Raw genomic sequence first — 24,002 nt, 5'->3', positions numbered from 1 at the left:
GTTCGCGCCAAGGTCGGCGTCGGCTCCTACGAGGACCCGGCCGAGCAATCGCGCAAGGCAAGGACGAAGGGCAAGACGGGCCGTCCGGGGCAGTAGCCCCCCCGACAGGCGGCGGACCGGGGCGACAGATCCCATTTTCTTCCGCCATGCCTTTAATCCGGCATCCAGCGCGCGATGTCCATCGCGCGGAAGACTCGTTCAGTTCGTGCAACGGCCAGGGTTTTTCACGGCGCTCACGCGCCGCTGGATGCCGGATCAAGTCCGGCATGACAGAAAATAATTGCCATCGTCCGCAACAATGTAAGCGTCTGCTCCTACGAGGAACCGGCCTAACAATCGCACAAGGCGCGGCCTAAGGGCAGACGGGGCGGCCGGGCAACTCCATCAGTCAGCATTCGGTACAAATTGTGGATAGATTTCGTTCAGATAACTGACTGACTCTTCGTCAGTGATAGCCAAATCCAGACGTTCCCTTACAAACTCTAATCTTGAGATGCATTCGTGCAGCAACTGACCCCACGTTTTGACCCAAATCCGGCCATTACCCTCTTTGAAAATGTGAGCGCATCCAGGAGGTCGATCCTGCGCAGAAACGATGCTTTCCAATTGAGACGACATCTCGACGCCGACTAGCCAAAAGCTCCAACGCACATTGGTCTTTTTATATCTACTGTCTTTCATAATTGCTTCAGCATAATTCAGTATCTGCGTATAATCCTCCATGCCGAGTATCTTCTTCGCTCGCTTCAACTCGATAACCAAATGGTGATCGTCGTTGCGACCCGTTACACGCGAAGCTTGACACAGCATCAAATCCAGTCGTGCGTTCGCTTTTCCAGCAACTAAAACGGGCAGCAGTACGTTTTCGTTGATCTTCAGGCGCTTCAAATGCTCTTTTAATGCATTCTTTAGTGAGGATTCAGAGACCCCTAAGGTGAATTCATCACCAAACAACCATGAGTTTCGCTCAACGATCTGATGTATGTGCTGCCTCTCCTTAACAGTCTTCTTTGTCTCCTCACTACACACTAGCGACCTGAGACCCCTCGCAATGCTAATTCTATGACGAACAAGAGAAACAGTATCTATGATGTCGGATAATTTTGTATTATCGAGAAGCCTAGCAAATTGCTTCGCCTTCTCATGAGAGAGGTTCAATACTTCAGTTAAAATTCTTGATACTTCGCTTGGCCGCTCTTCTATCGCCTCGCGCAAAAGACGAAAAGATAGAGCTTTTGTAATTCGGTTTTGATCAGAAAAACCTTTCGCCTGCGAGTTAATGGTCACAGCACAGACGTTAAAAATGCGCTTTGATTGCTTGATAACTTCACTGGTTTCATCTTCACGATACGGATAAACGTTCTCAGACTTCCATTGAGCGATCAAACCCTCGACCTTGAGCCGCTCGAGTCGCTTAAAATAGGCGGTAAGCATATCCCGCCCCTCTCCAACTAACTTCGAGATGCCCTCCTCCATCTCCAAATCGATTAGCGCGCCATTGCTCGCGTCTGAAAAATGTTTGCTTTTCAAATACGCAGAAAAATTGTACCCCGGCGCCCGGATCTCAGGCGCTCTCTCGGCCAAAGTGAAACCACTTTCATCACATAGATACAGACACCTTTCGGTGTCATGCGACCACTCGATCACTTCTAGGTCAGCCTTAATCGTGAGACCTGAACTGAGAGTGATGGGTCCTACATCCATTTGATTGGAGCGAACGATGAGCTTAGCTATATCCAATGGACAATCGTTTATCTTTAGGGATACGTCCCGATACTTGTTTATATATGACGCAAATTTATGCGCTACACCATCAACGCTTAGGCTGGAAAAATAGCTTGCAGCAGAGGGAAAAAGATTTGTGATTTCAACAGTGGTGCCGCTTTTCCGTTTTCTAGACGGCTTCAAATCGGAAATGTAAAACCTTCCGATGGAATTATTATTTGCAGTAATCGAATATTCGAAAAAATTCCCACCACTCTCAAAAACTGTTCTCCATTCAACATACTCGCCAAGCGACAGAGCTCGAAACCGTCCCTCACCATTTCGACCTTGGAGTATACGTTTCTTGGTCTGTGATCGCCCAGCACGGGACTTCCATGAATTGCCGAGATCCGAGAATGGGTGGACATCATCTGAATAGTGAATTCCTTCACCATTGTCGGAAAAAAATAGTGAAACAGGCTCCCCTAACGGATTCCTCTTCACTGAGAGAGTTATTTCATCGGCATCTGCGTCAAATGAGTTAGATATAATTTCGGCCATCGCCCGCGAAGGGTGACTTCCAACAAATCGCTTCCAGAAATCTTGTTGTGCCTTCACTTCGATAGTATGGGCCATAGTTACCTCAATATCCCCCACCCGAGTGTTGGCATTCATAGCTGCGGTGGATACAAATGCAACCTGGACGGCTAAATCACCCCATCATTTGAATGATGCCCTCCAAGCAGCAAAGACGGGGGGATTAAAATGAGGACAAGCCACGCCTCAATCCAAAGCAACTCCAATTGCTTGGCCAAAATTCCACGCCATTTCCTCCCCACGCCTCGCCCCCGTGCCATACTCCCCCTCGCCCCAGCACGGATACACCGCGAGGCGTTGCGGCGAGGTGGGGACGGCGCTTGGGGCGGAGGAAGGACGCGTGTCTTCGCATCAAGGGTTCGCAAGACAGGTCCCCTCTGGTGACGGCGGGCATTTCGCCCGAGTGGCGCACCGGACGTGCCCATGCGGTGGCACACAGAGCGTCCGCCGAAAGGCGGGCGAGGCAGAGGACCGCGTTTGCGGGCAGAAACCGCCGAACGGGGCGCTGAAAGGTGCCACACAGACACTTTTCGATGAGGCAGCTTCCAGCGCCCCGTCCGAAACAGCGGTTTTCAACCACGACGGCACGCCGGGCGTGGGTTTGGGCGCAGGCGCGATGGCAGCGCGCCGGCTAGAGCATGTCTCCCGAAAGTGGGAACCGGTTTCGGGATAAAGACATGCGCAAAAACAAAGAGCTAGAGCATGTCGCGCAAAAGTGTGCAGCGGTTTTGCGGCAACGACATGCGATAAAACAAAGACTTAAAGCGTGGAAAGCGAATCCGAAGGATCGCGACACGCTTTAGGTGCCGCGACGGGCAAGGCCGCCGCATCCGGCGGTCGGCCGGCCAGGGCATGTCTCCCGAAAGGGGAAACCGGTTTCGGGGCAAAGACAGGCGCAACAACAATGGCGCGGAAAGCGAAAAGCGTTCGCGCCGCGCCTCAGGCACCGCGCCCCGGACACGAGGGCGACACCCCAGGCAAAGGAGCGAGCGCATGCCGAAAACCTTTTCCGCTTCCCCCACCCGCGAGCCGGCCGACCGCCTCGACGACGCCGAACGGCAGCTCGTCACCCGCAGCGTCAGCACGCTGCTCCTCGTTCCCGAACACGTCTGTCGCCGCCGGCCGTGCCGCCGCGCACGCGGCTGCGTCATGGTTGGGCGCGACGGCCGGCCGGACTGTCTCCGCACTGCGCCGCCCGACGTTCTCGCCCTGCACCGGGCGCTGCAGGCGGAAACGATCCGGCTGCTCGAAATGATCGCCTTCGCCCCGTCGACCCCGGTCGAGCCGCCGAGCCGCGACCCGGACGATCGCGAACTGCAGGACGCGGCGGTGGAGATTTTACAGGCGCTGCTGCCGCGGCAGGGAATTCTGCGCGAGCGGTTCCGCGCCTGGCGCCGCAAGCGCGACGCCGCCGCCCGCCCGCCCTATGCCGGCCAGGATCTGGCGGAATACCGGGATTTTCGGCGCTACATCCGCGCCGGACGAATTTCGCCCGAGCTGAGGGGCGCTTCGCCCGCGTGCCTGCCCCGCCCTCCCGGACGGCGTAACGGTGATGTCCAGAAATTTGCCGGCGCCAATTGCCCGTTGACCCGAGCATTGTCCTACGCGGCCGCCTACCCTGCGCGCCAAGCGGCGCACTTTTGGGTTGCCCACACAGGATTCCCTCCGGCGCGGGCCGGGCCCTACTCGGCCGCAGCCTTGTCCGCCGCCGCCTCCAACACAGCCGCAAACGCGGCCGCGATCACCTCCGGCCCCGCCCCCGGCCTGGTGGCGTCGGCCGAAAGAATCTGACGGTAGCGCCGCGCGCCGGGAAAACCCTGGAAAAGGCCGACCATGTGGCGGGTGACATGGTTCAGCCGCCCGCCGCCGGCGATCACGCGGCCCGCATAGTCCAACATCGCGTCGCGCACGCCCTCCCAGAAGGCGGTGTCGGGGGCAGCGGCGGGGCTGGCGGCGTTGGGGGCGGCGCGGACAACATCCGGCGTCTCGACATCCTTCCGGGCCGCGACGCAATCCTCGGTGGCCGCGGCGGGGGCCGATCTCCCCCCATGTGGGGGAGATGCCCCGAAGGGGCAGAGGGGGGCAATACCGCCCGGCAGCGCAAACACCGCGTCCACGCCGACCAGCATGCCGCTGTCCTGGTAGGCAGCCCGGCCGAGCATCGCCCCGTCGAGCACGCCAATCTCAGCGACCGCCTGATCCAGCGTATGAAGACCGCCATTCAACCCGATGAAAAGATCAGAATTTTCCGCCTTCAGCCGCCGCACCAGATCGTAGTCCAGCGGCGGGATGTCGCGGTTCTCCTTCGGGCTCAGCCCCTGCAGCCAGGCCTTGCGCGCATGAACCCAGACGGCGTCGACGCCGGCGGCCTTGACCCGGGAAACGAGGTCGCGCAGCGCCATCTCCGGGTTCTGGTCGTCGACGCCGATGCGGCACTTCACGGTCACCGGGATGTTCACCGCCGCCTTCATCGCCGCGACGCAGTCGGCCACCAGCTGCGGCTCGCGCATCAGGCAGGCCCCAAAAGTGCCGGACTGCACCCGGTCGGAGGGGCAGCCGACGTTCATGTTGATCTCGTCATAGCCAAAATCTTCGCCGATCCGCGCCGCTTCCGCGAGTTTTTGCGGATCGCTGCCGCCGAGCTGCAGCGCCAGCGGATGCTCGACCGGATCATAGCCGAGCAGCTTGTGGCGATTGCCGCGGAGAATTGCGTCGGCGACGATCATTTCGGTGTAGAGCACGGCGTTCTTCGTCAGTTGCCGGGCGAAATGGCGATAGTGCCGGTCCGACCAGTCGATCATCGGCGCCGTGGCGAAGATTTTTTGCCCCGTCTTGAGTGCCTGCTGATACATAGTCCGTTCGCGTCCGTTGCCGTTCAATTTGCGCAGCTCATAGCGCAAGAGGGGCGAAAAAACCACCCTCGCCGCGTCCGCCGCTTGTCCCCGCCTTCGCCAGTGGTGCTAGAGTGCGCCGACAGAATCGAATTGAGTATGCCATGTCGCTTGCCTTTCCCGCCGCCGAACCCGTTCTTTTGCCGATCGAGGGCACGGTGGAAAAATTCCCGGTTCGTCGCGTCTATTGCGTCGGGCGCAACTATGCCGACCACGTCGTCGAGATGGGTGGCGATCCGGACCGCGAGGCGCCGTTCTTCTTCCAGAAGAACCCGGACAACCTCGTCTCCGCCGGCGACGGCTTTCCCTACCCGCCGCAATCGGACGACGTACACCACGAGGTCGAACTGGTGATCTTCCTGAAATCCGGCGGCAGCGCCATTCCCGCTTCCGAAGCATTCGATTGCGTCTTCGGCTACGGCGTCGGCATCGATTTCACCCGTCGGGACCTACAGGCGGCGGCCAAGAAGGCCGGCAAGCCGTGGACAGCCGCCAAGGCCTTCGAGCATTCCGCCCCGGTCTCGGCGGTGACGCTGGCGTCGCGTACCGGGCATCCCGCTGCCGGCCGCATCTGGCTGTCGGTCAACGACACCGTGCGCCAGGACGGCGACCTCGGCCAGATGAGCTGGAAGGTGCCCGAGATCATCGCCGAGTTGTCGCAGCTGTTCACCCTCGCCCCCGGCGATGTGATCTTCACCGGCACGCCGGCCGGCGTCGGCCCGGTCCGGCGCGGCGACCGCATTGCTTGCGGCGTCGACGGGGTCGCGACGCTTTCCCTTTCCGTGATCTGAGGAGTTTTGCGATGCCGCTCTATGCGCTCGGCGACCACGTGCCAACCCTTCCCGAGGACGACCGCTACTGGGTGGCCCCCGATGCGCAGGTGATCGGCAAGGTGGTGATTGGCGAGGACGTCGGCATCTGGTTCGGTGCGGTTTTGCGCGGCGACAACGAGCCGATCACGCTCGGCGCCCGCACCAACATCCAGGAGGGCACCGTCATCCACACCGACCCCGGCAAGCCGGTGACGATCGGCGAAGGCTGCACCATTGGTCACAGCGCCATCATCCATGGCTGCACGATCGGCGATAATTCGCTGATCGGCATGGGGGCCACGGTGCTGAACGGGGCAGTGATCGGCAACAACTGCCTCGTCGGCGCCAATGCGCTGGTGACAGAAGGCAAGGTCTTTCCCGACAATTCCCTCATCGTCGGCTCGCCAGCGAAGGCTGTGCGCACACTCGACGAGGCGGCCATCGAGGGCCTGAAGAAATCAGCGGACAGTTACGTACGCAACAGGAAACGCTTCAAGACCGAACTGCGACGGATCGACTGAGTCTGTAGCCCGCTTAGTCGATTTCGTGGATGTCTTTGTCTCGAGCCGCTCTTCCACCCTCGGGAGACCTTGCCTAGGCGCAACCGGCGCAGTGCCCGCGAACCTCGATGGTGGCCTTGCCGGACCTGAAATTGTGATCTCGGGCAAAGGCGGCAAGCCGCTCTTCGATCACGTGGTCGTGGAATTCCGTCACCTTGCCGCAGGATTCGCAGATGGTGAAGGCGGTCAGCCCGTGCGCACAGCAGCCCTGGTGCGGGTGGGCACAGGCGACGAAGGCGTTGATGCTCTCCAGCCGGTGGACGAGGCCGAACTCCTGAAGCTTGTCGAGCGCGCGATAGACCTGCAACGGCGCGCGAAACCCGTCGTCGCGCAGCTTGTCGAGAATGGTGTAGGCGCTGAGCGGCGCCTCGGCCTGCGACAGCGCCTCGAGCACCAGGGCCTGATTGCGGGTCAGCTGCGGGGCCGTCATCGGCTGCTCCCTCCGGATTGTGTCTTCGCCGTCGCGTCGAGTTCGCCGCCCCGCCACGGCAGAAGACTGACGAGGAAGATTGCGAGCGCCGCCACGACGATCGACGGCCCGGATGGCGTGTCGAACTTCAGCGAACCGAACAGCCCGCCGGCAACCGCGACCGCGCCGAGCAGTGACGCAAGAACGGCCATGATCTCGGGGCTGGTGGAGAACCGCCGCGCGGTCGCCGCGGGGATGATGAGCAGCGAGGTGATCAGAAGAATGCCAACGATCTTCATGGCGATTGCGATCACCAGCGCCATCAGAAGCATGAAGGCCAGCCGGGCCCGCTCCGGCTCCAGTCCTTCGGCGGCTGCGAGTTCCGGGTTGACCGTCGAGGCGATCAGCGGTCGCCAGAGATAGATGATGGCAAACAAGACGAGAATGCCGCCACCCCAGACGAGACTGACATCGGCCTGGGTCACAGCCAGGATGTCGCCGAACAGGAAGCCGACGAGATCGAACCGCACCCAGGTTATGAAGGAGACGATGACGAGGCCGGTCGCGAGCGTGGCATGTGAAAGAATGCCGAGCAGCGCATCGGTGGAAAGCGTACCGCGCTTTTGCAACAGCAGAAGTGCCAGCGACACCACCGCGGCGACGGCGAAAACGCTGATCGTCAGGTTCAATTCGAACAGCAGCGACAGCGCTACGCCAAGCAGCGCCGAATGCGCCATGGTGTCACCGAAGTAGGCCATGCGCCGCCAGATGACGAAACAGCCGAGCGGCCCGGTTGTCAGCGCCAGACCGATGCCTGCGAGGAGCGCGCGGATGAAGAAGTCGTCAAGCATCGCGCTGCTCCGTCAATTTGTCCCCGGTCTTTGCGGCGGGGTTAGAATGGTCGTGTCCGCAACCACAATCCGGCCCGTGCTCATGGACAATCCGCATCGGTCCGGCACGGCTGGCGGTCGCGGCGGCGTCCTCGTTATGGTGGCCGTCATCGGGGTGGCAATGATCAGTGACGGAACCGTCTGCATGGAGCACGCGGCCATCAGGCAGATGGGTGTGGTCGTGGTGATGGCTATAGAACGCAAGTGTCTGACTAGCGCGAGCCCCGAAGAGGCGGAGATATTCAGGGCTCTCGCGGACCACCTCCGGCGTGCCGCGGCAGCAGACATGACCGTTGAGGCAGATAACGGTATCGGTCTCGGCCATCACCACGTGCAGATCGTGCGAGATGAGCAGAATGCCGCATCCGGTCGTGTTCCGGATCGTCTTGATCAGGTCGTAAAGCGCGATCTCGCCGGAAAAATCCACCCCCTGCACCGGCTCGTCGAGCACCAGCAGGTCGGGCTTGCGGGCAATGGCGCGGGCCAGCAACGCACGCTGGAATTCCCCCCCCGACAGGTGCTGCACTTCGGCGCGGGCGAGATGTCGGATGCCTGTCGCCTCGAGTGCGGCATCTATCTCACCGCCACGCAGCGGCGACGTCAGCGTCATAAATCGCTCAACCGTCAGCGGCATGGTCCAGTCGATCGACAGTTTCTGCGGGACATAGCCGACGCGAAGGTTGGGAAGGCGCGAGACATGGCCCTCGTCGGGCCGGGTGACACCGATCGCGAGTTTGGCTGTCGTCGATTTCCCCGAGCCGTTGGGCCCAATCAGGGTAACGATCTCGCCGCGGGAGATGGAGAAGTCGACGCCACGCACCAGCCACCGGCCCTGCCGGCGCACGCCGGCGCCGGAAAGCAAAACCAGCGATGGCAGGCTCTGAACATGGGATTGCAGCATGGAACTCGTCCGTAAGTTCGATTGCTGCTTGCTATGCCACACGTTATACCATAACGCAATGTATGTAATAACATTACATTTATCGAGCCGGAGACTTGACCGTGAAACCGACCATCCTGTCCCTTTCCGCCGCCTTTCTATTTGCCACCGCCGGAATCGCGCAGGCAGCCTCCCCGAACGTAGTGGTCTCGATCAAGCCGATCCACTCCCTCGTCGCCTCTGTCATGAAGGGCGTCGGCGAGCCGACCCTGATCGTTGAAGGCGCAGCCTCCCCCCATACCTATTCCCTGAAACCGTCCAACGCCGCCGCCCTGCAAGACGCCGATATCGTGTTTTGGGTGGGACATGGCCTCGAGGCATTCCTTGCAAAGCCCCTTGAGGCCCTTGGAAACGAAGCAATTGTCGTTGAGCTGGAAGACGCACCTGGCCTGGAGAAACTGAGTTTTCGGGCAGGCGGTCCTTTCGAGCAGCATTCGGACGAACAACATGAAGATACAGACAGGCATGACATCGCCGATGCACATGGCAGCGAAGACGCACACGAGCATGCCCACGAAGGCGCCGACACTCATATCTGGCTAAATCCCGTCAATGCCAAGGCTTTGGCAGCGGCAATCGAAAGCACGCTCTCTGCAGCGGACCCGTCGAACGCGCCCACCTATGAAGCAAACTTGGCAGCGCTCAATCAGAGCATTGATGCCCTCGATCGGGAGATCGCTGAGACGCTCACGCCCGTGAAGGACAAACCCTTCATCGTCTTCCACGACGCCTATCAGTATTTCGAACACCGCTACGGCATGCGAGTCGCCGGCTCCATCACCGTGAGCCCCGAGACGACGCCGGGCGCGGAGCGGATTTCACAGATCCGGCAGAAGGTCACCGAATTGGGTGCGGCCTGCGTCTTCGCCGAACCGCAATTCGAGCCAAAGCTGGTCAACGTAGTGCTGGAGGGAACTACTGCCAAATCCGGCGTCCTCGATCCGGAGGGAGCGACGCTTGCCGAGGGGCCAAACCTTTACACGGAGTTGATGCGTGCGATGGCAGCCTCAATGAGGCAGTGCCTTGGCTCCGGCGGTTGAACCAGGACGAACGCCGCCCGGACAACCAGTTCGGTCGGATGTGACAGCACCCTTCGTGCAGGGTCCTTCATACAGGACGCCGGTAGTTAGCGGCACCCACGCCACGCCGCAGGAGTTGTGACCTGCCACATCCAGCCGCAAAAGTTTATTGTAGCATCCCCTTAATTATCGTAGCCTCACCCTCCGCTTGATCGAAACCGACTTCCATCGAACGGCGGAAGACCACATCGCAGGGCGAAATTTCCGGCGTATAGCGGTTGAGGAGGAGGACAAACACCTGAAACCAAGACGCACCAAATCTACTGCATCACGGTCCACCATCTATCGCGCGGCGGTAGTGGGGTATTGAGATAGTCGGCCAGGCCGCGTTCTATCTCAGGGAGAATTTCCAGCGCAATTCTGAAGCTTAATTACGGCGCCTGCGTTGCACGGTTTCGCTGCCGCGTGGTGCGTCGAAGGAGGAACTATGACCGCAAGAGCGCGAATGCACTCACCATTTCTCGATCTGACGTGGTTGGGCAGCAATCCCGCGGCTTTGTTCATGGAAAGCAAGGGAATTTCGTTCCTGACCACCATGACATTCCACGACCTTGTGGAAACGCCCGCTTCAGCAACGCTCTGGCAGAGCTTTGTCTACCCCTCGATGGAAACACACGACCCGGGCGAACGGCTGTTTGCTCAATCAAGTCGCCTGTCAGGACCAGACAACGTGCAAGGGCCGAATGCCAACACCCCCGCCCCAACCGCCAGCGGAAACGCCTCCCGGACGATATCAGTCGGCCCGACTGGCAACGCGATCGTGGATGGGCTTCTCATCGGGGTGCGCTGGAATGAACCGACAATTACCTACAGTGACACAGACGCACCGTCCGACTATACCTCCGGCTACCAATCTGACGGCGATGGCGACGGGGTCAGCGCCCAGTTCCAGGATTTTTCCCAGCTCACCGACGCGCAAAGGCTAGCCTTTCACGCGATGCTGGATACGACCGTCTACGGGCAGCCTGCCGGGGCGGTGGGCTTCTCCGTCGAAGGGTTTACCAAGCTCAACATCAGCTACGCCGGGTCTGGCGCCAGCGATGCGACCATCAGGGCGGCAAACTCCGGCGATGCCGCGACAGCCTATGCGTACTATCCCGAGGAGCGCCCGCACGGCGGAGATGCGTTTTATGGCAACACCTATGATGGCACCATCAATAGCCTCAAGGACCCGATCGCAGGCAACTATGCCTGGCATGTGGTGCTTCATGAAATGGGGCATGCGCTCGGGCTGAAACATGGTCATGAGGCCAGCGGCCCGGGCGCCACCGCCCTGCCTGCGGCTTACAATTCGCTCGAATTCAGCGTCATGACCGGCCCGAGCTACATCGGCGACACGACAAGCGGCTATGACTACGAGCCCTTCGGCGCACCGCAAACATTCATGATGGCCGATATTCTCGCCTTGCAGACCCTGTACGGCGCCGATTTCACCGCCAATGGCGGCAACACTGTCTACACATGGAACCCAACGAGCGGCGACTTCTGTGTCAACGGTGTGCTGGCGATTGCCCCAGGGGCAAACCGGATCTTCTCAACGATCTGGGACGGGAACGGAATCGACACCTACGATCTGTCCAACTACACGACAGCCCTGCGGATCAATCTCAACCCGGGGGAAAGTTCAACCTTCTCGGCCGTTCAGCTCGCCTTTCTGGGCGGCGGACCGAACGACGGTTTCGCCCGCGGCAATGTCTTCAATGCCTTTCAGTTTGAAGGTGATCCGCGTTCGCTGATCGAAAATGCCAACGGCGGCTCGGCCGGCGATACCATCACTGGGAATGCCACTGCCAACGCATTGCGCGGCAACGGCGGCAATGACAAACTCTGGGGTCTTGCAGCCAACGACCGACTCTTTGGGGGGAATGGCAATGACCTGCTGATCGGCGGCACAGGCGGCGATACTCTCGACGGTAGCGCGGGTTGCGACACTGCGTCCTACGCTCAGGCCTCAAAGGGTTTAACGGCCAGTCTGGCAAACGCCGCAATCAACACCGGGGAAGCACACGGCGATACTTACCGGGCAGTAGAGGACCTGTTAGGATCGTCGTTCAGCGACCGTCTCTACGGCAATGCGAGCGGCAACCAAATCAACGGCGGAAGTGGCAACGACCTAATCTCAGGCGCGGTCGGAAACGACATTCTGACCGGGGGAACTGGAGCGGATGGGTTCCTCTTCAACACGGCTCCCAGAACTGACAATGTGGACCGGATTACCGATTTCTCGGTTCCGAGCGACACGATACATCTGGAGAATTCCATTTTCACCGCGCTCGGTGCCGCCGGCGCGCTGGTAGCGGCCGCGTTTCGGGCGAACACCAGCGGACTGGCTGCGGATGGCTCGGACCGCATCATCTACGAAACCGATGCGGGCCGGCTGTTCTACGATTCCAACGGCAATGAAAGTGGCGGACGTACGCAGATCGCCTCGCTCTCCTCCGGCCTGAACATGAACCACTTGGACTTCATGGTGGTTTGACGCGGCCACCGCCTGCGTGCCGCCATTCTCTCTGGAGCAGGACCCAATCCCACAACGAGAAAGGCCGCCCTGCGGGCGGCCTTTCCAATTCCAGCACAAACGTCCGATATTATTCGGCGCTGTCGTCCGCAGCCTTTTTCTTGGCCGGGGCCTTCTTCTTCGGCGCTTCTTCGCCTTCAGCAGCGGCAGCCTTCTTCTTCGGTGCCTTCTTGCCTTCCGACTTGCCTTCCTCGGCTTCGTCGTCAGCCATCAGCTCTTCCTTGGAGACGGTCTTGTCCGTTACGGCGACCTGGCCCAGCAGGTGATCGACGACCTTCTCTTCGAACAGCGGGGCGCGCAGCGATGCGGAAGCGCCCGGCGTCTTGCGGAAGTAGTCGAGGATCTGCTTTTCCTGGCCGGGGAACTGGCGCAGCTGCTCGAACAGCGAACGCTGCATTTCCTCGTCGGAGACCTCTACGCCGGCCTTCTCGCCGATTTCCGAGAGAACGAGGCCGAGGCGGACGCGGCGCTCGGCGAGCTTGCGATACTCCTCGCGGGCTTCCTCTTCGGTCGTGTCCTCGTCAGCGAAGGTCTTGCCGGCCTGCTGCAGGTCGGTGTTGATCTGGCGCCAGATGTTCTCGAACTCGGCGTCAACTAGGCGCTGCGGCGTGTCGAACTTGTACATCTCGTCCAGTTGGTCGAGGATCTGACGCTTAACCTTCTGGCGGGTGACCGAGCCGAACTGGCTTTCGATCTGGCCGCGAACGACTTCGCGCAGGCGATCGACCGATTCGAGGCCGAGCTTCTCGGCGAGTTCGTCGTCGATCTTGAGGTCGGCCGGAGCCGCAACGTCCTTGACCTTGATGTCGAAGGTGGCTTCCTTGCCGGCAAGGTGGGCAGCCGGATACTCAGCCGGGAAGGTGACGGTGATGACCTTCTCATCGCCGGCCTTGAGGCCAACGAGCTGGTCTTCGAAGCCCGGGATGAAGCGGTTGGAGCCGATGACCAGCTCAGCGTCCTCGTCCTTGCCGCCGTCGAAGGCAACGCCATCGACCTTGCCGAGGTAGTCCATGGTGACGCGGTCGCCTTCAGCGGCCTTGCCCTTCTTGGTCTCGTAGGTGCGGGCGCTCTCGGCGATCTTCAGGATCTGGTCGTCGACTTCCTTGTCGGCGATCTCGACGACTTCGCGGGTGACCTTGATGCCGGAGGCGTCCTTCAGCTCGATGGCCGGGATGATTTCGTAGGACAGGGTGAACTGGAAATCCGCCTCAGCTGCCAGGATCTTTTCGGCCTCGGCCTGATCCTCGGTCATGGCGATTTCCGGCTGCGTTGCCGACTTTTCGCCGCGCTCGGAGAGAATCGCGGTCGGCTTCTCGCGGATGATCTCGTTGACGAGGTCAGCCATGATCGACTTGCCGTAGACCTTCTTGAGGTGGGCGACCGGAACCTTGCCCGGACGGAAACCGTTGATGCGAACGCGATCCTTGGCATCCGCCAGGCGCTCATTCATCTGAGCTTCCATATCCTTGGCCGGAATGACGACCTTGAGTTCGCGCTTCAGCCCTTCAGCGAGCGTTTCGATTACCTGCATGTTCAAACCTTCGTTTCGATATGGCGGTGCCCCCGCCGGAACCGGTCCTTTGGCGGGCACCCCTCCGGGTCCATTTGCCGGGAGTGGCTTTACTGTTATCGGTGGCCTTTTGGCAAGCAAAATGGCGCTCCGGCGCATGATCCGTCCCGTTGAAAGCGCTTCAATGGGGCCTCATACGCCAATTCCGGGTCCATGCCGCGCTTCCCTCGGGAGCTTTCGGCCGGACTCTGCCCATCGGACGAGGCGCAAATTGCCAGGCCAGAGAGCTTCTGGTGCGGGTAGAGAGACTTGAACTCCCACGCCTTACGGCACCAGAACCTAAATCTGGCGTGTCTACCAATTTCACCATACCCGCGTTCAGAAAGCCGCATCAGCGGCCTCGCCGTCCGGCGCCCAGATGGGCGCGCCTCCCGAGCGCGGCGTCTCTATAACACCCGTTTCGCAGGTATCAAAGCAAAAATGTGACGGACCGGAACACGACACATCCTGATGACGCGAAAGACGCCGATAACACGGCAAAATCAATACAGTGGCTCGTCATAGGCCGGCTCGCCGTCAAGCAGGATTTGCCGGATCTGCATCCTGCCTGCCGTCGAAACGCGCGCTGCGACCTCGAGCGCCTGAGCATTTCTTGCCTCCTCGAGCACCCTACCCTCACCCTCCGGGACATAGTAGCGCTCGATGCCGTAGGCGACAGAGATCGTATCCGGCACCTGGCCGTCCAATCCCGGATAGTATTCGAACGGCGATGTCCGCGCGACGACGCTTCCCTCTTGTTGCGTCAAGGGTGCGAAGGAGGCCTGGCTTGCGGTCCACAGCCCATCGGCGCCTGGCACGAGCCGAACCCACAGGGTTTGCAGACCAGAGACCACCGGCGCCTCGCCGGTTATGATCGATTTATCGATTGTCGATATCTGATAGCCGAGCGTTACATAGTCGCCCCGGAGCAGATCGCGCGGATCGACCGGTGCGGTTTTGAGCCGCACTTCGGTACCGATTCGAAGTATCGAAGCCCGGGTTTCGACCATGTAACCAAGGACGGCTGTCTGAACCAGCGCGGCGAGGACGGCTGCCAGCATGGGCGGCATCCGAAAGAGCGAGTTCGGTTTGTTCATTGTCCCGCCTCCATGTTTCTGACAGCGAAACGCCGCTCCAGTCGAATGACGATCCAGGCGATGGCCCCCACGACCAGGCCGGAGATGAGAAAGAACCCGGAGGTACCGAGAATGGAGCCGAGCGTTTCGGACGCCAGGTAGAGCGATTCCGCCGCAAATGCAGCATAGGCGAGATAGCGCACGGCGCCATTGTCCCGCCCCGAAATGGCGATGCCCCCAATCGCAACGACTAGCGTGACGCTCCCGAGCAGCAGCCGCTCGCCGATGCCATTCGTCTCGATGTGAAGAATCAGTAGCCCAATCAGAAGGAGCAGGAATGCGTAAAAGGCCGGTGCCGCTCCGGCATTTGCGGCAAGATGTCGAAGTGGTGAAGCCTGCAACGTGGCAAGCAGAAAGCAGGTGCCACCAACGCCGGCGATCGCAAGCGCCGTCGCGGGCGTGTCGTATTCTCCATAAAGAAGCAGAACCCAGGCGACCATCAGGAGATAGGCGAGATGACGCGACCGGGTCGCATCGGTGAAGCGTACCAGGGCAATCACAACCGCCGCCATGACGGGTAGGAGCCAAAGCAGCAGTCGATCGTTGATCCCGAAGTTGTCGGACCATTCTGTGCCTGCCACGACAAACGCCAGCACGCCGCAGACGGCGGTAGCGGTGGCGGAACGGAACAGAAAGGCGGTGATCGCGCCGCCCGCGAACCAGACAAGCGAAGCCTGGGTCGCATCACCGGACAGGTGATACATCTGGCCGACCAGTGCGATCGCGCCACCGAAGAAGAGAATGCCCGCAACGAGTACCGCTTCCGACAGGCGCAGGGCTCCTCGATTACGCAGAAGCGCCGCCGCGACGTAGGCGAACCAGATGAGCGTCACGATCCCCACCAGTCTCGCAACCCGCGGGATGGCTTCCCAGTTGGCCGCGATCAGCAACAGCACCGCGCCACTCAGAAGCAGCGCCGCAATCACCATAAGCACCCGTCCGAGACTGAAAGAGCTTTCGCGCTGGTCGTACTCCACCAGGAGCCTGCCTGCGGTCGAACCGTCGATCAGACCTTTTTCAGTCCAGACCCGCAGGTCCCGTTCCAATCGCCCCCGATACATTCGCCTGTGGTCTCCCGTATTCGCGAAGCCTATTGCGCGCGCCGATTCGCGCTCCTGTCAAGCCAATCCAGTACCCAAACTAGCGCGCAGGTAGCAGACGACACAACAGGGGAGAATTAGGCGAAAAGCACGCCATATTCCGCATTTTCCCGAAATGCATAGCCGTTTCCGCTTGAATGCCGGAAACAGCGCATCGATTTGGCGAAAAATGGAGCAATTCGCCCCCGCCTGAACGATGGCCGATCCGACATGCGCCTTGCGCATATCATCCATGTCGATATTGCACTGCACAAATTCAACGCGTCGGACTATATTCAAATCATCGGATCGGGGATGATCCGAAGCCGCAGAAAACCAGGCGCCGAAGTACAGAGTGGCGACGGGATCGAAGCGTCGAAATGGCAATGACCAGCCATCTGATCCAACGTCAGAAAGGTCCGGCAGCCGAAATGCGGCCGACAGAATTCGGAGCGGCGCACTCCTCCTCCCAGTGCCGTTCCGATACGATTGGCAACACTCCTCCTCCCAGTTGCCAATCACCCTAAATGACGCCCGCCGGACCTCCTCCCCCGGCGGGCGTTATTGTTTTTGCGTGCCGCACCTTTGCTTCTTGTACATGGCAACTCCCACTTCCTGAACATTTCTCGGCGAAATCGCCCAAGTCACTCGTGCGCCTGCCTAATTTCTAAACGCAGGCGTGGCAGAGCTGCGACAATATTGCATGGGTGCCATTCGCCAACGCCCCTTTAACCGGCAGCACTTCATCCCTATATCCGCTTTATCAATCGGGCAGCGCACTCCTCCTCCCAGCAAAGCCCGATGCGGTTGGCAACACTCCTCCTCCCAGTTGCTAATCAAGATAACGACGCTCGCCGGACCTCCTCCCTCGGCGGGCGTCGTTCTTTTTTGCTCTGCAGCAAGCAAGTTTCGCATAACTACCCAAATGTATGCGGCATATGCGCGCTATTTGACCAGAATTTTGCCAATCTTTCTGCTTGACATGCAGTGCACGCATGACTGCCATTCGGCTTTGTCTCTGTCATTCGCAAGCGGCACAACCTATATTCGAAGCATCAGATCAGGGCGGCGCCGATATTGGCTGGCAGCCCAAAAACCCAGGAAAGGGGTATGACCATGAACCTCGCACGCTCGTTCAACAATTGGCGCAAGTATCGTCAGACCGTTTCGGAACTCGGCCGCATGAGTGACCGCGAACTGAGCGACCTCGGCATCGGCCGTTCGGACATCCCGTTCGTCGCCCGCCAGGCTATCAAGTAAAGTCTGACACACGATCTTCGCGATCTGTGTCGAACGCCTCTCGGAGCAATCCGGGAGGCGTTTTCTTTTGGTTCATGTTGCACTGCACCATCATTTTCACCGCGAAACGCACCCCACTGGTGTCGCCACAAAAAAGCCACACTAAAACAAAGGCATCCCGCCCAATCGATGCGCAATGAGACCGGCCACTCCCGGCCCAATTTCCCCCTTGCACATTAATCTCTCACTGCAATGCACAAATGCATGGCAGCTGCACTTTCTTTGCACTGCACACTCCCCATGAAAGGGAGTACATAGATACCAACAACCGAGGACAAAGCGTCCCGGTCAACCGCTTCGAGGAGAAGAACCATGAACCCGATCCGCATTGCAAAGAACTGGATTAGTTACCGCCGTACCCTGAACGAACTCGGTAACCTGTCCAACCACACGCTGTCCGATATCGGCCTGACCCGCCACGACATCCGCAGCATCGCAGCCCGTTCCTTCCGCTAATCAGCCGATATTCCGACGCTGCGGCCGGATACGGCGACGCGCGAGGAACGTATCAAACGGCACCATTCGGTGCCGTTTTTGATTCGGGCGATTGGAAGTGCACCGCCCCCGTGATATGCACCCGCCCATGATGAACGCGACTTCCCCTTCCCCCATCCATATCATCGGCGGCGGCCTCGCCGGCAGCGAAGCGGCCTGGCAGATCGCCGAAAGCGGCATCCCGGTTATCCTGCATGAAATGCGCGGCGTGCGCGGCACCGACGCGCATAAGACCGATGGGCTGGCAGAACTCGTCTGCTCGAACTCCTTCCGTTCGGACGACGCGACGAGTAATGCCGTGGGCGTGCTTCACGCCGAAATGCGACTAGCGAACTCGCTGATCATGCGCGCCGCGGATGCCAATCAGGTCCCGGCCGGGGGAGCGCTGGCCGTCGACCGGGAGGGCTTTTCCGCGGCTGTCACCGCCGCGCTCGAAGGTCATCCGCTGATCACGATCGTGCGCGAGGAGATCAAGGGGCTGCCTCCGGAAGAATGGGACCAGGTGATCATCGCCACCGGCCCGCTGACGGCTCCGGATCTTGCTGCCGCCATCCAGGAGCGCACAGGCGCGGATTCGCTTGCGTTCTTCGACGCCATTGCGCCGATCGTGCATACGCACTCGATCGATATGGACATCTGCTGGTATCAGTCGCGCTACGACAAGGTCGGCCCCGGCGGTACGGGCAAGGACTACATCAACTGCCCGATGGACGAGACGCAGTACAACGCCTTCATCGATGCCCTGATCGCCGCCGACACGACGGGCTTCAAGGAGTGGGAAGGAACGCCCTACTTCGACGGTTGCCTGCCGATCGAGGTGATGGCGGAGCGCGGCCGGGAAACGCTGCGTCACGGCCCCATGAAGCCGATGGGCCTGACGAATGCGCACAACCCGACCGTCAAACCCTATGCGGTCGTGCAGCTTCGCCAGGACAACGCGCTCGGCACGCTCTACAACATGGTCGGTTTCCAAACGAAGCTGAAATACGGCGCCCAAGGCGAGATCTTCCGAATGATTCCCGGGCTCGAAAACGCCGAATTCGCCCGGCTTGGCGGCCTGCACCGCAACACCTACCTGCAGTCCCCAATCCTGCTTGATCGCTCGCTGACGCTGAAGGGCCGGCCGGGACTGCGTTTTGCCGGACAGATCACCGGCTGTGAAGGCTATGTCGAAAGTGCAAGCATCGGCCTTTTGGCCGGCCGGTTCGCGGCCGCCGAGCGCCGCGGCGAGCAGCCCTCGCTACCGCCAGAGACAACGGCCTTCGGAGCGCTTCTGAACCATATCACCGGCGGGCACATCATATCAGACGACGAGCCGGGCAAGCGCTCGTTCCAGCCGATGAACATCAATTTCGGCCTGTTCCCCGAACTCGAGCCCGGAACGATCGTCAAGCCGGACGGCGTGAAGCGTTTTCGAGGCAAGGACAAAGCAGTCGCCAAGAAGCAGGCGACTTCAGCGCGTGCACTGGAAGCATGCCGCCAGTGGCTGCAGACCAACGCCTGAACCTGCAAAACAATCTGACTGCGGCTGGTGTCGCCCCGGAAGGGCGCGCCTCGATCAGGAACTGATTGCAGCCGGCGATTCATCGATTCCGGCTGCCGGCACGAGACTGCCGAGCAGCCAGAGTGAAACTTCTGCCGCATCCGCGCTGGTCCTGAACTCGAACCTGCCGTTTTCGTAGGCGTTGTCTGTGAAATCGAGGGCCAGCCCATTACCGCTCGCGGTGTTGCGAACCCGTACGCTTCCGGGCTCGATCACATGGCTCGTGAAGTGCTTTCCATGCGCCCGCATGCAGCCGACCTTACCGTCGTGGAGCCGAAGAAAGACGCTGTCGCCGTTCACCGTACTGATGACTTCGCGGATCGCTTCATTCGGATAGGCTTGGCCGAATTCGAGGATCGCCAATCCGGTATCGTTTTCGGCCTGCTTGTGCTCTTCGCGCCGCTGCATGCGCATGAAAATGTAGCCTGCGAGGAAAAGGCAGGCGATTACGACAGTCCAGATCATCTTGCATCCTCCCGGCGGCCGCGGTCCATCAGGCCCCGTCTACAGCACGAGGCTTGCGCCAATTGTGCGCTTCATCGGATCCTCAATGCAAAACTGAAGAAAAACGACACTGCCAGTCCACCGCTGGATCGTGGGCCGGCAAAAGCACTGGCGGCACAAGTTTTTGTTATGAGCTAGAATCGACCCGTGCGAAGCGCACGCCACATCCACCATTGGCGGCGCCACTGTGCCGGCAGAAGGTTCCGCTCCAACACGTCGGCACCTGCCCTTTCCGCCAGATTGAAGATCTGCGGAGTAATCGCCACCGGCAGGAACGCCGCGCGATTGGCGGGCGCGATCTCACCGGCTGTCCGCGCTTTGCGAAGATGTTCCCGTCCGAGGCCGACAAAGGCCTCCACCGACCGGGCGACACGCTCTCGGTCGGTTCCGGCGAGCAGACCTTCGGCCCCCAACCCGGTTGCGGCGAGCAGATCGCCCGGTAGATAGACCTGGCCACGACGGCGATGGATCGGCAGCAACAGCAAGATCCCCGCGATCGCCTGGGCCACGCCGGCGTGGCCGGCGACCGTTGCCGAACTTTCGGCGCCGACCGGATCGAGGATAAGGCTCGCAAGCTGGATCAGCGCCGAAGCGGTCTCACCCGCATATCCCTCGAGCGCTCCACGATCCGGCATGGGGTCGTCATAAAGGTCGAAGATGCGGGCCTCGATCATGTCCGTGAGCACGGGGACGGGAAGCCGATGCTCGGAAATGCAATGCAGCAGTGCAGCCGCCAGAGGATTGGCGTTTGCATCTCCCTCTCCGCGGCCCTCCAGCGTATCGCGCCACCACTGCAGACGGATTTCTCCCGGCAGCGGCTCGTGGACTATATCGCGCACGCGGGCAATCTCGGCATTGAATGCGTAGAGTGCCGCAAGGGCTCCGCGCCGATCCTCCGGCGCAAGCAGGCAGGCAAGATAACGGTCGCGGTCCGTGTCGCGCAGGACCGACAGGCAATGGGCATAGTTCGCCTCGACTGCGGCCATCGCGTCGCGCCCTTCCAGTGGATGTTGTTGCTGCATTGAATCGTCCGGATGTGCTGCGCGCTGGCTAGACCGCGATCAATGCAGCCGCGACGGCGCGCGATTCGGCGAGCATGACGTTGAAGGTGCGCACGGCAGCGCCGGTCGACATCGGATCAGAGCTGATCCGGTGTGCCCGAAGGACGGCGCGCAACTCTTTCGAAAGCGGCTTGATCTCCATTCCGGTGCCGACCAGCAGGACTTCGATCTGGTCCGCTTCAGCAATCACGCGCTCAAGATCCTCCGCCGTCAGGGTGTGCGCATCCTGCTTGTCCCAGCCATAGATTCCCGAGGGAAGGAAGAGCATGGAACCGCGATGCGACATGTCGGCAAAGCGGAAGCCGCCATTCCCATAGGCGTCGATCGGGGCGCGACCAGGGAAATGCGCTTCCTTGACTTCAATACCTTTTGTCATGCTCATGCCTTTTCTGCCGGGCTTCCGGCGCCGAGCCGATAGCGGTCGGGGCGCAATCCGAACAGGATCAGTACGGGGCCGGCAATATAGATAGACGAGAAGGTGCCGACTGCAATGCCGAAGAACATCGCTACCGCAAATGCGCGGAGGATTTCGCCACCGAAAATCGCAAGTGCCGCAAGCGCAATCAGCGTTGTCGCTGCCGTCAGGACCGTTCGCGACAGCGTCTGGCTGATCGCCGCATCGATCAACAGCGGAAGCGGCATATGCCGGAACTGGCGAAGATTCTCGCGGATGCGGTCATAGACGACAATCGTATCGTTCAGCGAGTAGCCGACAATTGTCAGAAGTGCCGCCACGCTGCCGATATTGAATTCCATGCCGGTCAGGGCGAAGAGCCCGGTCGTCAGCAGCAGGTCATGTGCGGTGGCAACGACGGCGCCGATGGCGAACTGCCAGCCGAACCGGGCCCAAATGTATCCGATGAGGGCCAGGAGCGCGATCGACATGCCAATCGTCGCAGCCGCGATCAGATCGCCGGACACGGACGGGCCGACGACTTCCACCCGTCGAACGTCGTAGTCGGCCTCCAGTTCGCCGCGCGCCACAAGTGCTGAGGTTTGTTCGGCGTTCTCACCGCCGCCCTGTGGCGATATGCGAACCGTTGCCATTGCCGGGTCCAACCCGACACGCACCGCCACGTCGCCCAGGTTGGCCTCTTCCAGCCACGCGGCGATCTGCGCCGCATCCGCGTCTCCCTGCCGCGCCTTGACCTGCAGGAGCGAGCCACCGGTAAAATCGATACCGAGATTCAGTCCGCTCATTGAAACGAGGACCGCGACTGCGACGGACACCAATGCGGCCGCCGAGAAGACGTAGTTGCGGATCGCCATGAAGCGCAAATGCAACCCGCTGAATATTCCTGTGCGGACGCTCTTCGGCAGGTGCGCGATTCGCCGCGTCGCCACCCAGCGCCATGCAAGCCAGTGCGTCAGCGTGAAAGTGATGAAAATCGTGGTCACGATGCCGATACCGACGATGACGGCGAAGCCGCGCATCGGACCTGACCCGAGATAGAAAAGGGCGAGGACCGCGATCATGGTCGTCACGCCAGCATCCGCCACCGTCGAAAAGGCACGCGAGAAGCCGGAAGCAAGCGCTTCCGGCAAGGGGCGCCCATTGGCAGCCTCCTCGCGCATCCGCTCGTAGATCAGCACGTTGGTGTCGACCGCCATGCCGATCGTCAGCACCATGCCGGCAATGCCCGGTAGCGTCATGACGGTGCCGGTGACGGCAACAATTGCCAGGATGAGGAGAAGATTGAAAATCAGCGCAATCGCGGCAATTGCGCCGAATGCGCCGTACCAGCCAACCATGAACATGATCACCGCAACACCGGCGACCGCGACAGCGAGAAGCGCCGAACGCTTCGATGCCGATCCGAGTGCTGTATCGATCGAGCGTTCCTCCACCACGGTCACGGCTGCCGGCAAAGCGCCGCTGCGAAGCACGGCCGCAAGGTTCGCCGCCCCCTGCTCGTCGAATTCGCCGGATATCTCACCGCGCCCATCAGTGATGGGGCCATCGATGTTGAAGGCGGTCAATACCTGATCGTCGAGCAAAAGCGCCATTGTGCGCCCGGCGTTGTCGCGCGTCGCTTCCGCCAGCCGCCTGGTTCCCTCCGGACCAAGCTGGTAGGCGATCGAGGCGGCAGCCCCCTCTCCACCTGAAACGACCTCGGCGTCGGCAAGATCGCGTGAGGTGAAAATCCTGGCCCTTTTCACGACATAGCCGACCGGCGGCTCACCCATCGTGTAGACGATTTCCGCCCCGGCCGGCGGGCCGTTTTCAAGCGCCTGCTGGAGCGAAGCGCTGGTATCGACAAGACGCGCCGAGAACTCTCCGCGCTCGGCCAGGACGTCCTTGAGCCGTTGCGGGTCGGAAAAGCCTGGGACCTGCAAGGCAACGCGGTCGGTGCCTTCCCGGCGAATGTTCGCGCCGGCACCGCCGATCTCGCTGACCCGTTTCTGGATCACGTCCACGCTTGCGGCCGCCGCTTCATTCAGCGCGCTGTCAATGGAATCGCGCGTCAGGACGAGCCGGATCAGCCCATCGGCTTCAGCAACTGCAGTCGTTCCGGAGATGGCGGAGAGTGTTGTCCGCGCTTCCTCCGTCCGAGCAGCATCGGCTATGCGCACCGACACGCTGTGACCGGATCCGGAAAGGCCGGCATACGGTATTTTCGCGTTCCGCAGCGCCTTCCCGGCAGCATCTACGACAGCCACCAGTCGATCGGTCTCGATACCCGTCCGCTCAAGCTGGAGCACCAGCCCAGCCCCACCGCTCAAGTCGAGACCTGGCGTCAGCCGGCCGATCGAGGCCCAATCGGGAAGCGTCTTCCGCTGGTCGTCGTTCAGGAGGTTGGACGTGAATACGACAAGGCTCGCCGCGACGGCGAGCCAGGCGATGGTGGTTTTCCAGCGGGCAGGTTGCAGCATCACACTCTCAAATGCCCGGCAAATCGTGCCGGCAGGAAACCCGACAATGACGTCCGGACGGG

The 24,002-nt window shown here is 60.8% G+C and carries 20 protein-coding genes and 1 tRNA gene; 8 read left to right on the top strand and 13 right to left on the bottom strand.

Going from position 1 to position 24,002, the window contains the following annotated elements:
• Positions 1-384: 384 nt before the first annotated feature.
• Complete coding sequence (locus tag IB238_RS06015; protein WP_192244443.1) at positions 385-2,340, bottom strand: ATP-binding protein; 1,956 nt, start codon at positions 2,338-2,340, stop codon at positions 385-387.
• Positions 2,341-3,294: 954 nt separating this feature from the next.
• Between IB238_RS06015 and IB238_RS06010 the strand changes: the two genes are divergently transcribed.
• Positions 3,295-4,092: a hypothetical protein gene (locus IB238_RS06010; RefSeq protein WP_192244441.1), complete on the top strand. Its 798-nt coding sequence runs from the start codon at positions 3,295-3,297 to the stop codon at positions 4,090-4,092.
• On the opposite strand, the gene dusA is transcribed toward IB238_RS06010, so the two are convergent.
• The gene (gene dusA / locus IB238_RS06005) at positions 3,984-5,153 is read right to left on the bottom strand and encodes a tRNA dihydrouridine(20/20a) synthase DusA (RefSeq protein WP_192244439.1); all 1,170 of its coding nucleotides are present in this window, start codon (positions 5,151-5,153) and stop codon (positions 3,984-3,986) included. The genes IB238_RS06010 and dusA overlap by 109 nt on opposite strands.
• Positions 5,154-5,296: 143 nt before the next feature.
• On the opposite strand from dusA, the gene IB238_RS06000 reads away from it, so the two are divergent.
• Positions 5,297-5,983 (top strand): fumarylacetoacetate hydrolase family protein, encoded by a 687-nt coding sequence (locus IB238_RS06000; protein ID WP_192244437.1) that lies wholly within the window; start codon positions 5,297-5,299, stop codon positions 5,981-5,983.
• Between the two features lie 11 nt (positions 5,984-5,994).
• Positions 5,995-6,525 carry a gamma carbonic anhydrase family protein gene (locus tag IB238_RS05995; protein WP_192244435.1) on the top strand — a complete coding sequence of 177 codons (531 nt, stop codon included), beginning with the start codon at positions 5,995-5,997 and terminating at the stop codon, positions 6,523-6,525.
• A gap of 73 nt (positions 6,526-6,598) precedes the next feature.
• On the opposite strand, the gene IB238_RS05990 is transcribed toward IB238_RS05995, so the two are convergent.
• Genes IB238_RS05990 through IB238_RS05980 form a run of 3 tightly spaced genes read right to left on the bottom strand, consistent with a single transcriptional unit; the run spans position 6,599 to position 8,764 of the window.
• Positions 6,599-6,994 (bottom strand): Fur family transcriptional regulator, encoded by a 396-nt coding sequence (locus IB238_RS05990; protein WP_192244433.1) that lies wholly within the window; start codon positions 6,992-6,994, stop codon positions 6,599-6,601.
• Positions 6,991-7,824 (bottom strand): iron chelate uptake ABC transporter family permease subunit, encoded by an 834-nt coding sequence (locus tag IB238_RS05985; RefSeq protein ID WP_192244431.1) that lies wholly within the window; start codon positions 7,822-7,824, stop codon positions 6,991-6,993. Before IB238_RS05985 ends, IB238_RS05990 begins: the two co-directional genes overlap by 4 nt.
• Entirely contained in the window at positions 7,817-8,764 is a 948-nt protein-coding gene (locus tag IB238_RS05980) for a metal ABC transporter ATP-binding protein (RefSeq protein WP_192244429.1), read from the bottom strand. The genes IB238_RS05985 and IB238_RS05980 overlap by 8 nt, the downstream gene beginning before the upstream one ends.
• Positions 8,765-8,880: 116 nt before the next feature.
• On the opposite strand from IB238_RS05980, the gene znuA reads away from it, so the two are divergent.
• Entirely contained in the window at positions 8,881-9,843 is a 963-nt protein-coding gene (gene znuA / locus IB238_RS05975; protein WP_192247416.1) for a zinc ABC transporter substrate-binding protein ZnuA, read from the top strand.
• A gap of 541 nt (positions 9,844-10,384) precedes the next feature.
• A complete protein-coding gene (locus IB238_RS05970) occupies positions 10,385-12,361 on the top strand; it encodes a M10 family metallopeptidase C-terminal domain-containing protein (RefSeq protein WP_192244427.1) in 1,977 nt (658 codons plus the stop codon).
• A gap of 109 nt (positions 12,362-12,470) precedes the next feature.
• Here IB238_RS05970 and tig read toward each other — a convergent pair whose 3' ends face one another.
• The 4 genes from tig to IB238_RS05950 form a co-directional block, all read right to left on the bottom strand.
• Entirely contained in the window at positions 12,471-13,931 is a 1,461-nt protein-coding gene (gene tig, locus IB238_RS05965; RefSeq protein WP_192244425.1) for a trigger factor, read from the bottom strand.
• A gap of 270 nt (positions 13,932-14,201) precedes the next feature.
• Positions 14,202-14,286: transfer RNA gene (locus IB238_RS05960), tRNA-Leu, on the bottom strand.
• Between the two features lie 166 nt (positions 14,287-14,452).
• A complete protein-coding gene (locus IB238_RS05955) occupies positions 14,453-15,046 on the bottom strand; it encodes a GDYXXLXY domain-containing protein (protein ID WP_192244423.1) in 594 nt (197 codons plus the stop codon).
• Complete coding sequence (locus tag IB238_RS05950; RefSeq protein ID WP_192244421.1) at positions 15,043-16,146, bottom strand: DUF2157 domain-containing protein; 1,104 nt, start codon at positions 16,144-16,146, stop codon at positions 15,043-15,045. Before IB238_RS05950 ends, IB238_RS05955 begins: the two co-directional genes overlap by 4 nt.
• Before the next feature lie 1,134 nt (positions 16,147-17,280).
• Here IB238_RS05950 and IB238_RS05945 point away from each other — a divergent pair.
• From IB238_RS05945 to trmFO, 3 genes are all read left to right on the top strand, one after another.
• The gene (locus IB238_RS05945; protein WP_192247413.1) at positions 17,281-17,424 is read left to right on the top strand and encodes a DUF1127 domain-containing protein; all 144 of its coding nucleotides are present in this window, start codon (positions 17,281-17,283) and stop codon (positions 17,422-17,424) included.
• A gap of 351 nt (positions 17,425-17,775) precedes the next feature.
• Positions 17,776-17,919: a DUF1127 domain-containing protein gene (locus IB238_RS25030; RefSeq protein ID WP_192244419.1), complete on the top strand. Its 144-nt coding sequence runs from the start codon at positions 17,776-17,778 to the stop codon at positions 17,917-17,919.
• Between the two features lie 127 nt (positions 17,920-18,046).
• The gene (trmFO, locus tag IB238_RS05935) at positions 18,047-19,462 is read left to right on the top strand and encodes a methylenetetrahydrofolate--tRNA-(uracil(54)-C(5))-methyltransferase (FADH(2)-oxidizing) TrmFO (protein WP_192244417.1); all 1,416 of its coding nucleotides are present in this window, start codon (positions 18,047-18,049) and stop codon (positions 19,460-19,462) included.
• Positions 19,463-19,516: 54 nt separating this feature from the next.
• On the opposite strand, the gene IB238_RS05930 is transcribed toward trmFO, so the two are convergent.
• The 4 genes from IB238_RS05930 to secD all read right to left on the bottom strand — a co-directional run bounded on the left by IB238_RS05930 (position 19,517) and on the right by secD (position 23,940).
• Complete coding sequence (locus IB238_RS05930) at positions 19,517-19,966, bottom strand: hypothetical protein (RefSeq protein WP_192244415.1); 450 nt, start codon at positions 19,964-19,966, stop codon at positions 19,517-19,519.
• A 173-nt stretch (positions 19,967-20,139) separates the two neighbouring features.
• Entirely contained in the window at positions 20,140-20,991 is an 852-nt protein-coding gene (locus tag IB238_RS05925) for a phytoene/squalene synthase family protein (protein ID WP_192247411.1), read from the bottom strand.
• 64 nt (positions 20,992-21,055) lie between these two features.
• Positions 21,056-21,442 carry an Mth938-like domain-containing protein gene (locus IB238_RS05920; protein ID WP_192247408.1) on the bottom strand — a complete coding sequence of 129 codons (387 nt, stop codon included), beginning with the start codon at positions 21,440-21,442 and terminating at the stop codon, positions 21,056-21,058.
• Between the two features lie 2 nt (positions 21,443-21,444).
• Positions 21,445-23,940 carry a protein translocase subunit SecD gene (gene secD / locus IB238_RS05915; protein ID WP_192244413.1) on the bottom strand — a complete coding sequence of 832 codons (2,496 nt, stop codon included), beginning with the start codon at positions 23,938-23,940 and terminating at the stop codon, positions 21,445-21,447.
• Positions 23,941-24,002: the final 62 nt, after the last annotated feature.

The organism is Rhizobium sp. ARZ01, assembly GCF_014851675.1.
GTDB lineage: Bacteria > Pseudomonadota > Alphaproteobacteria > Rhizobiales > Rhizobiaceae > Mycoplana.
Note: the sequence above shows the minus strand (reverse complement) of the source record. Positions and strands in the feature narration are given on the sequence as shown.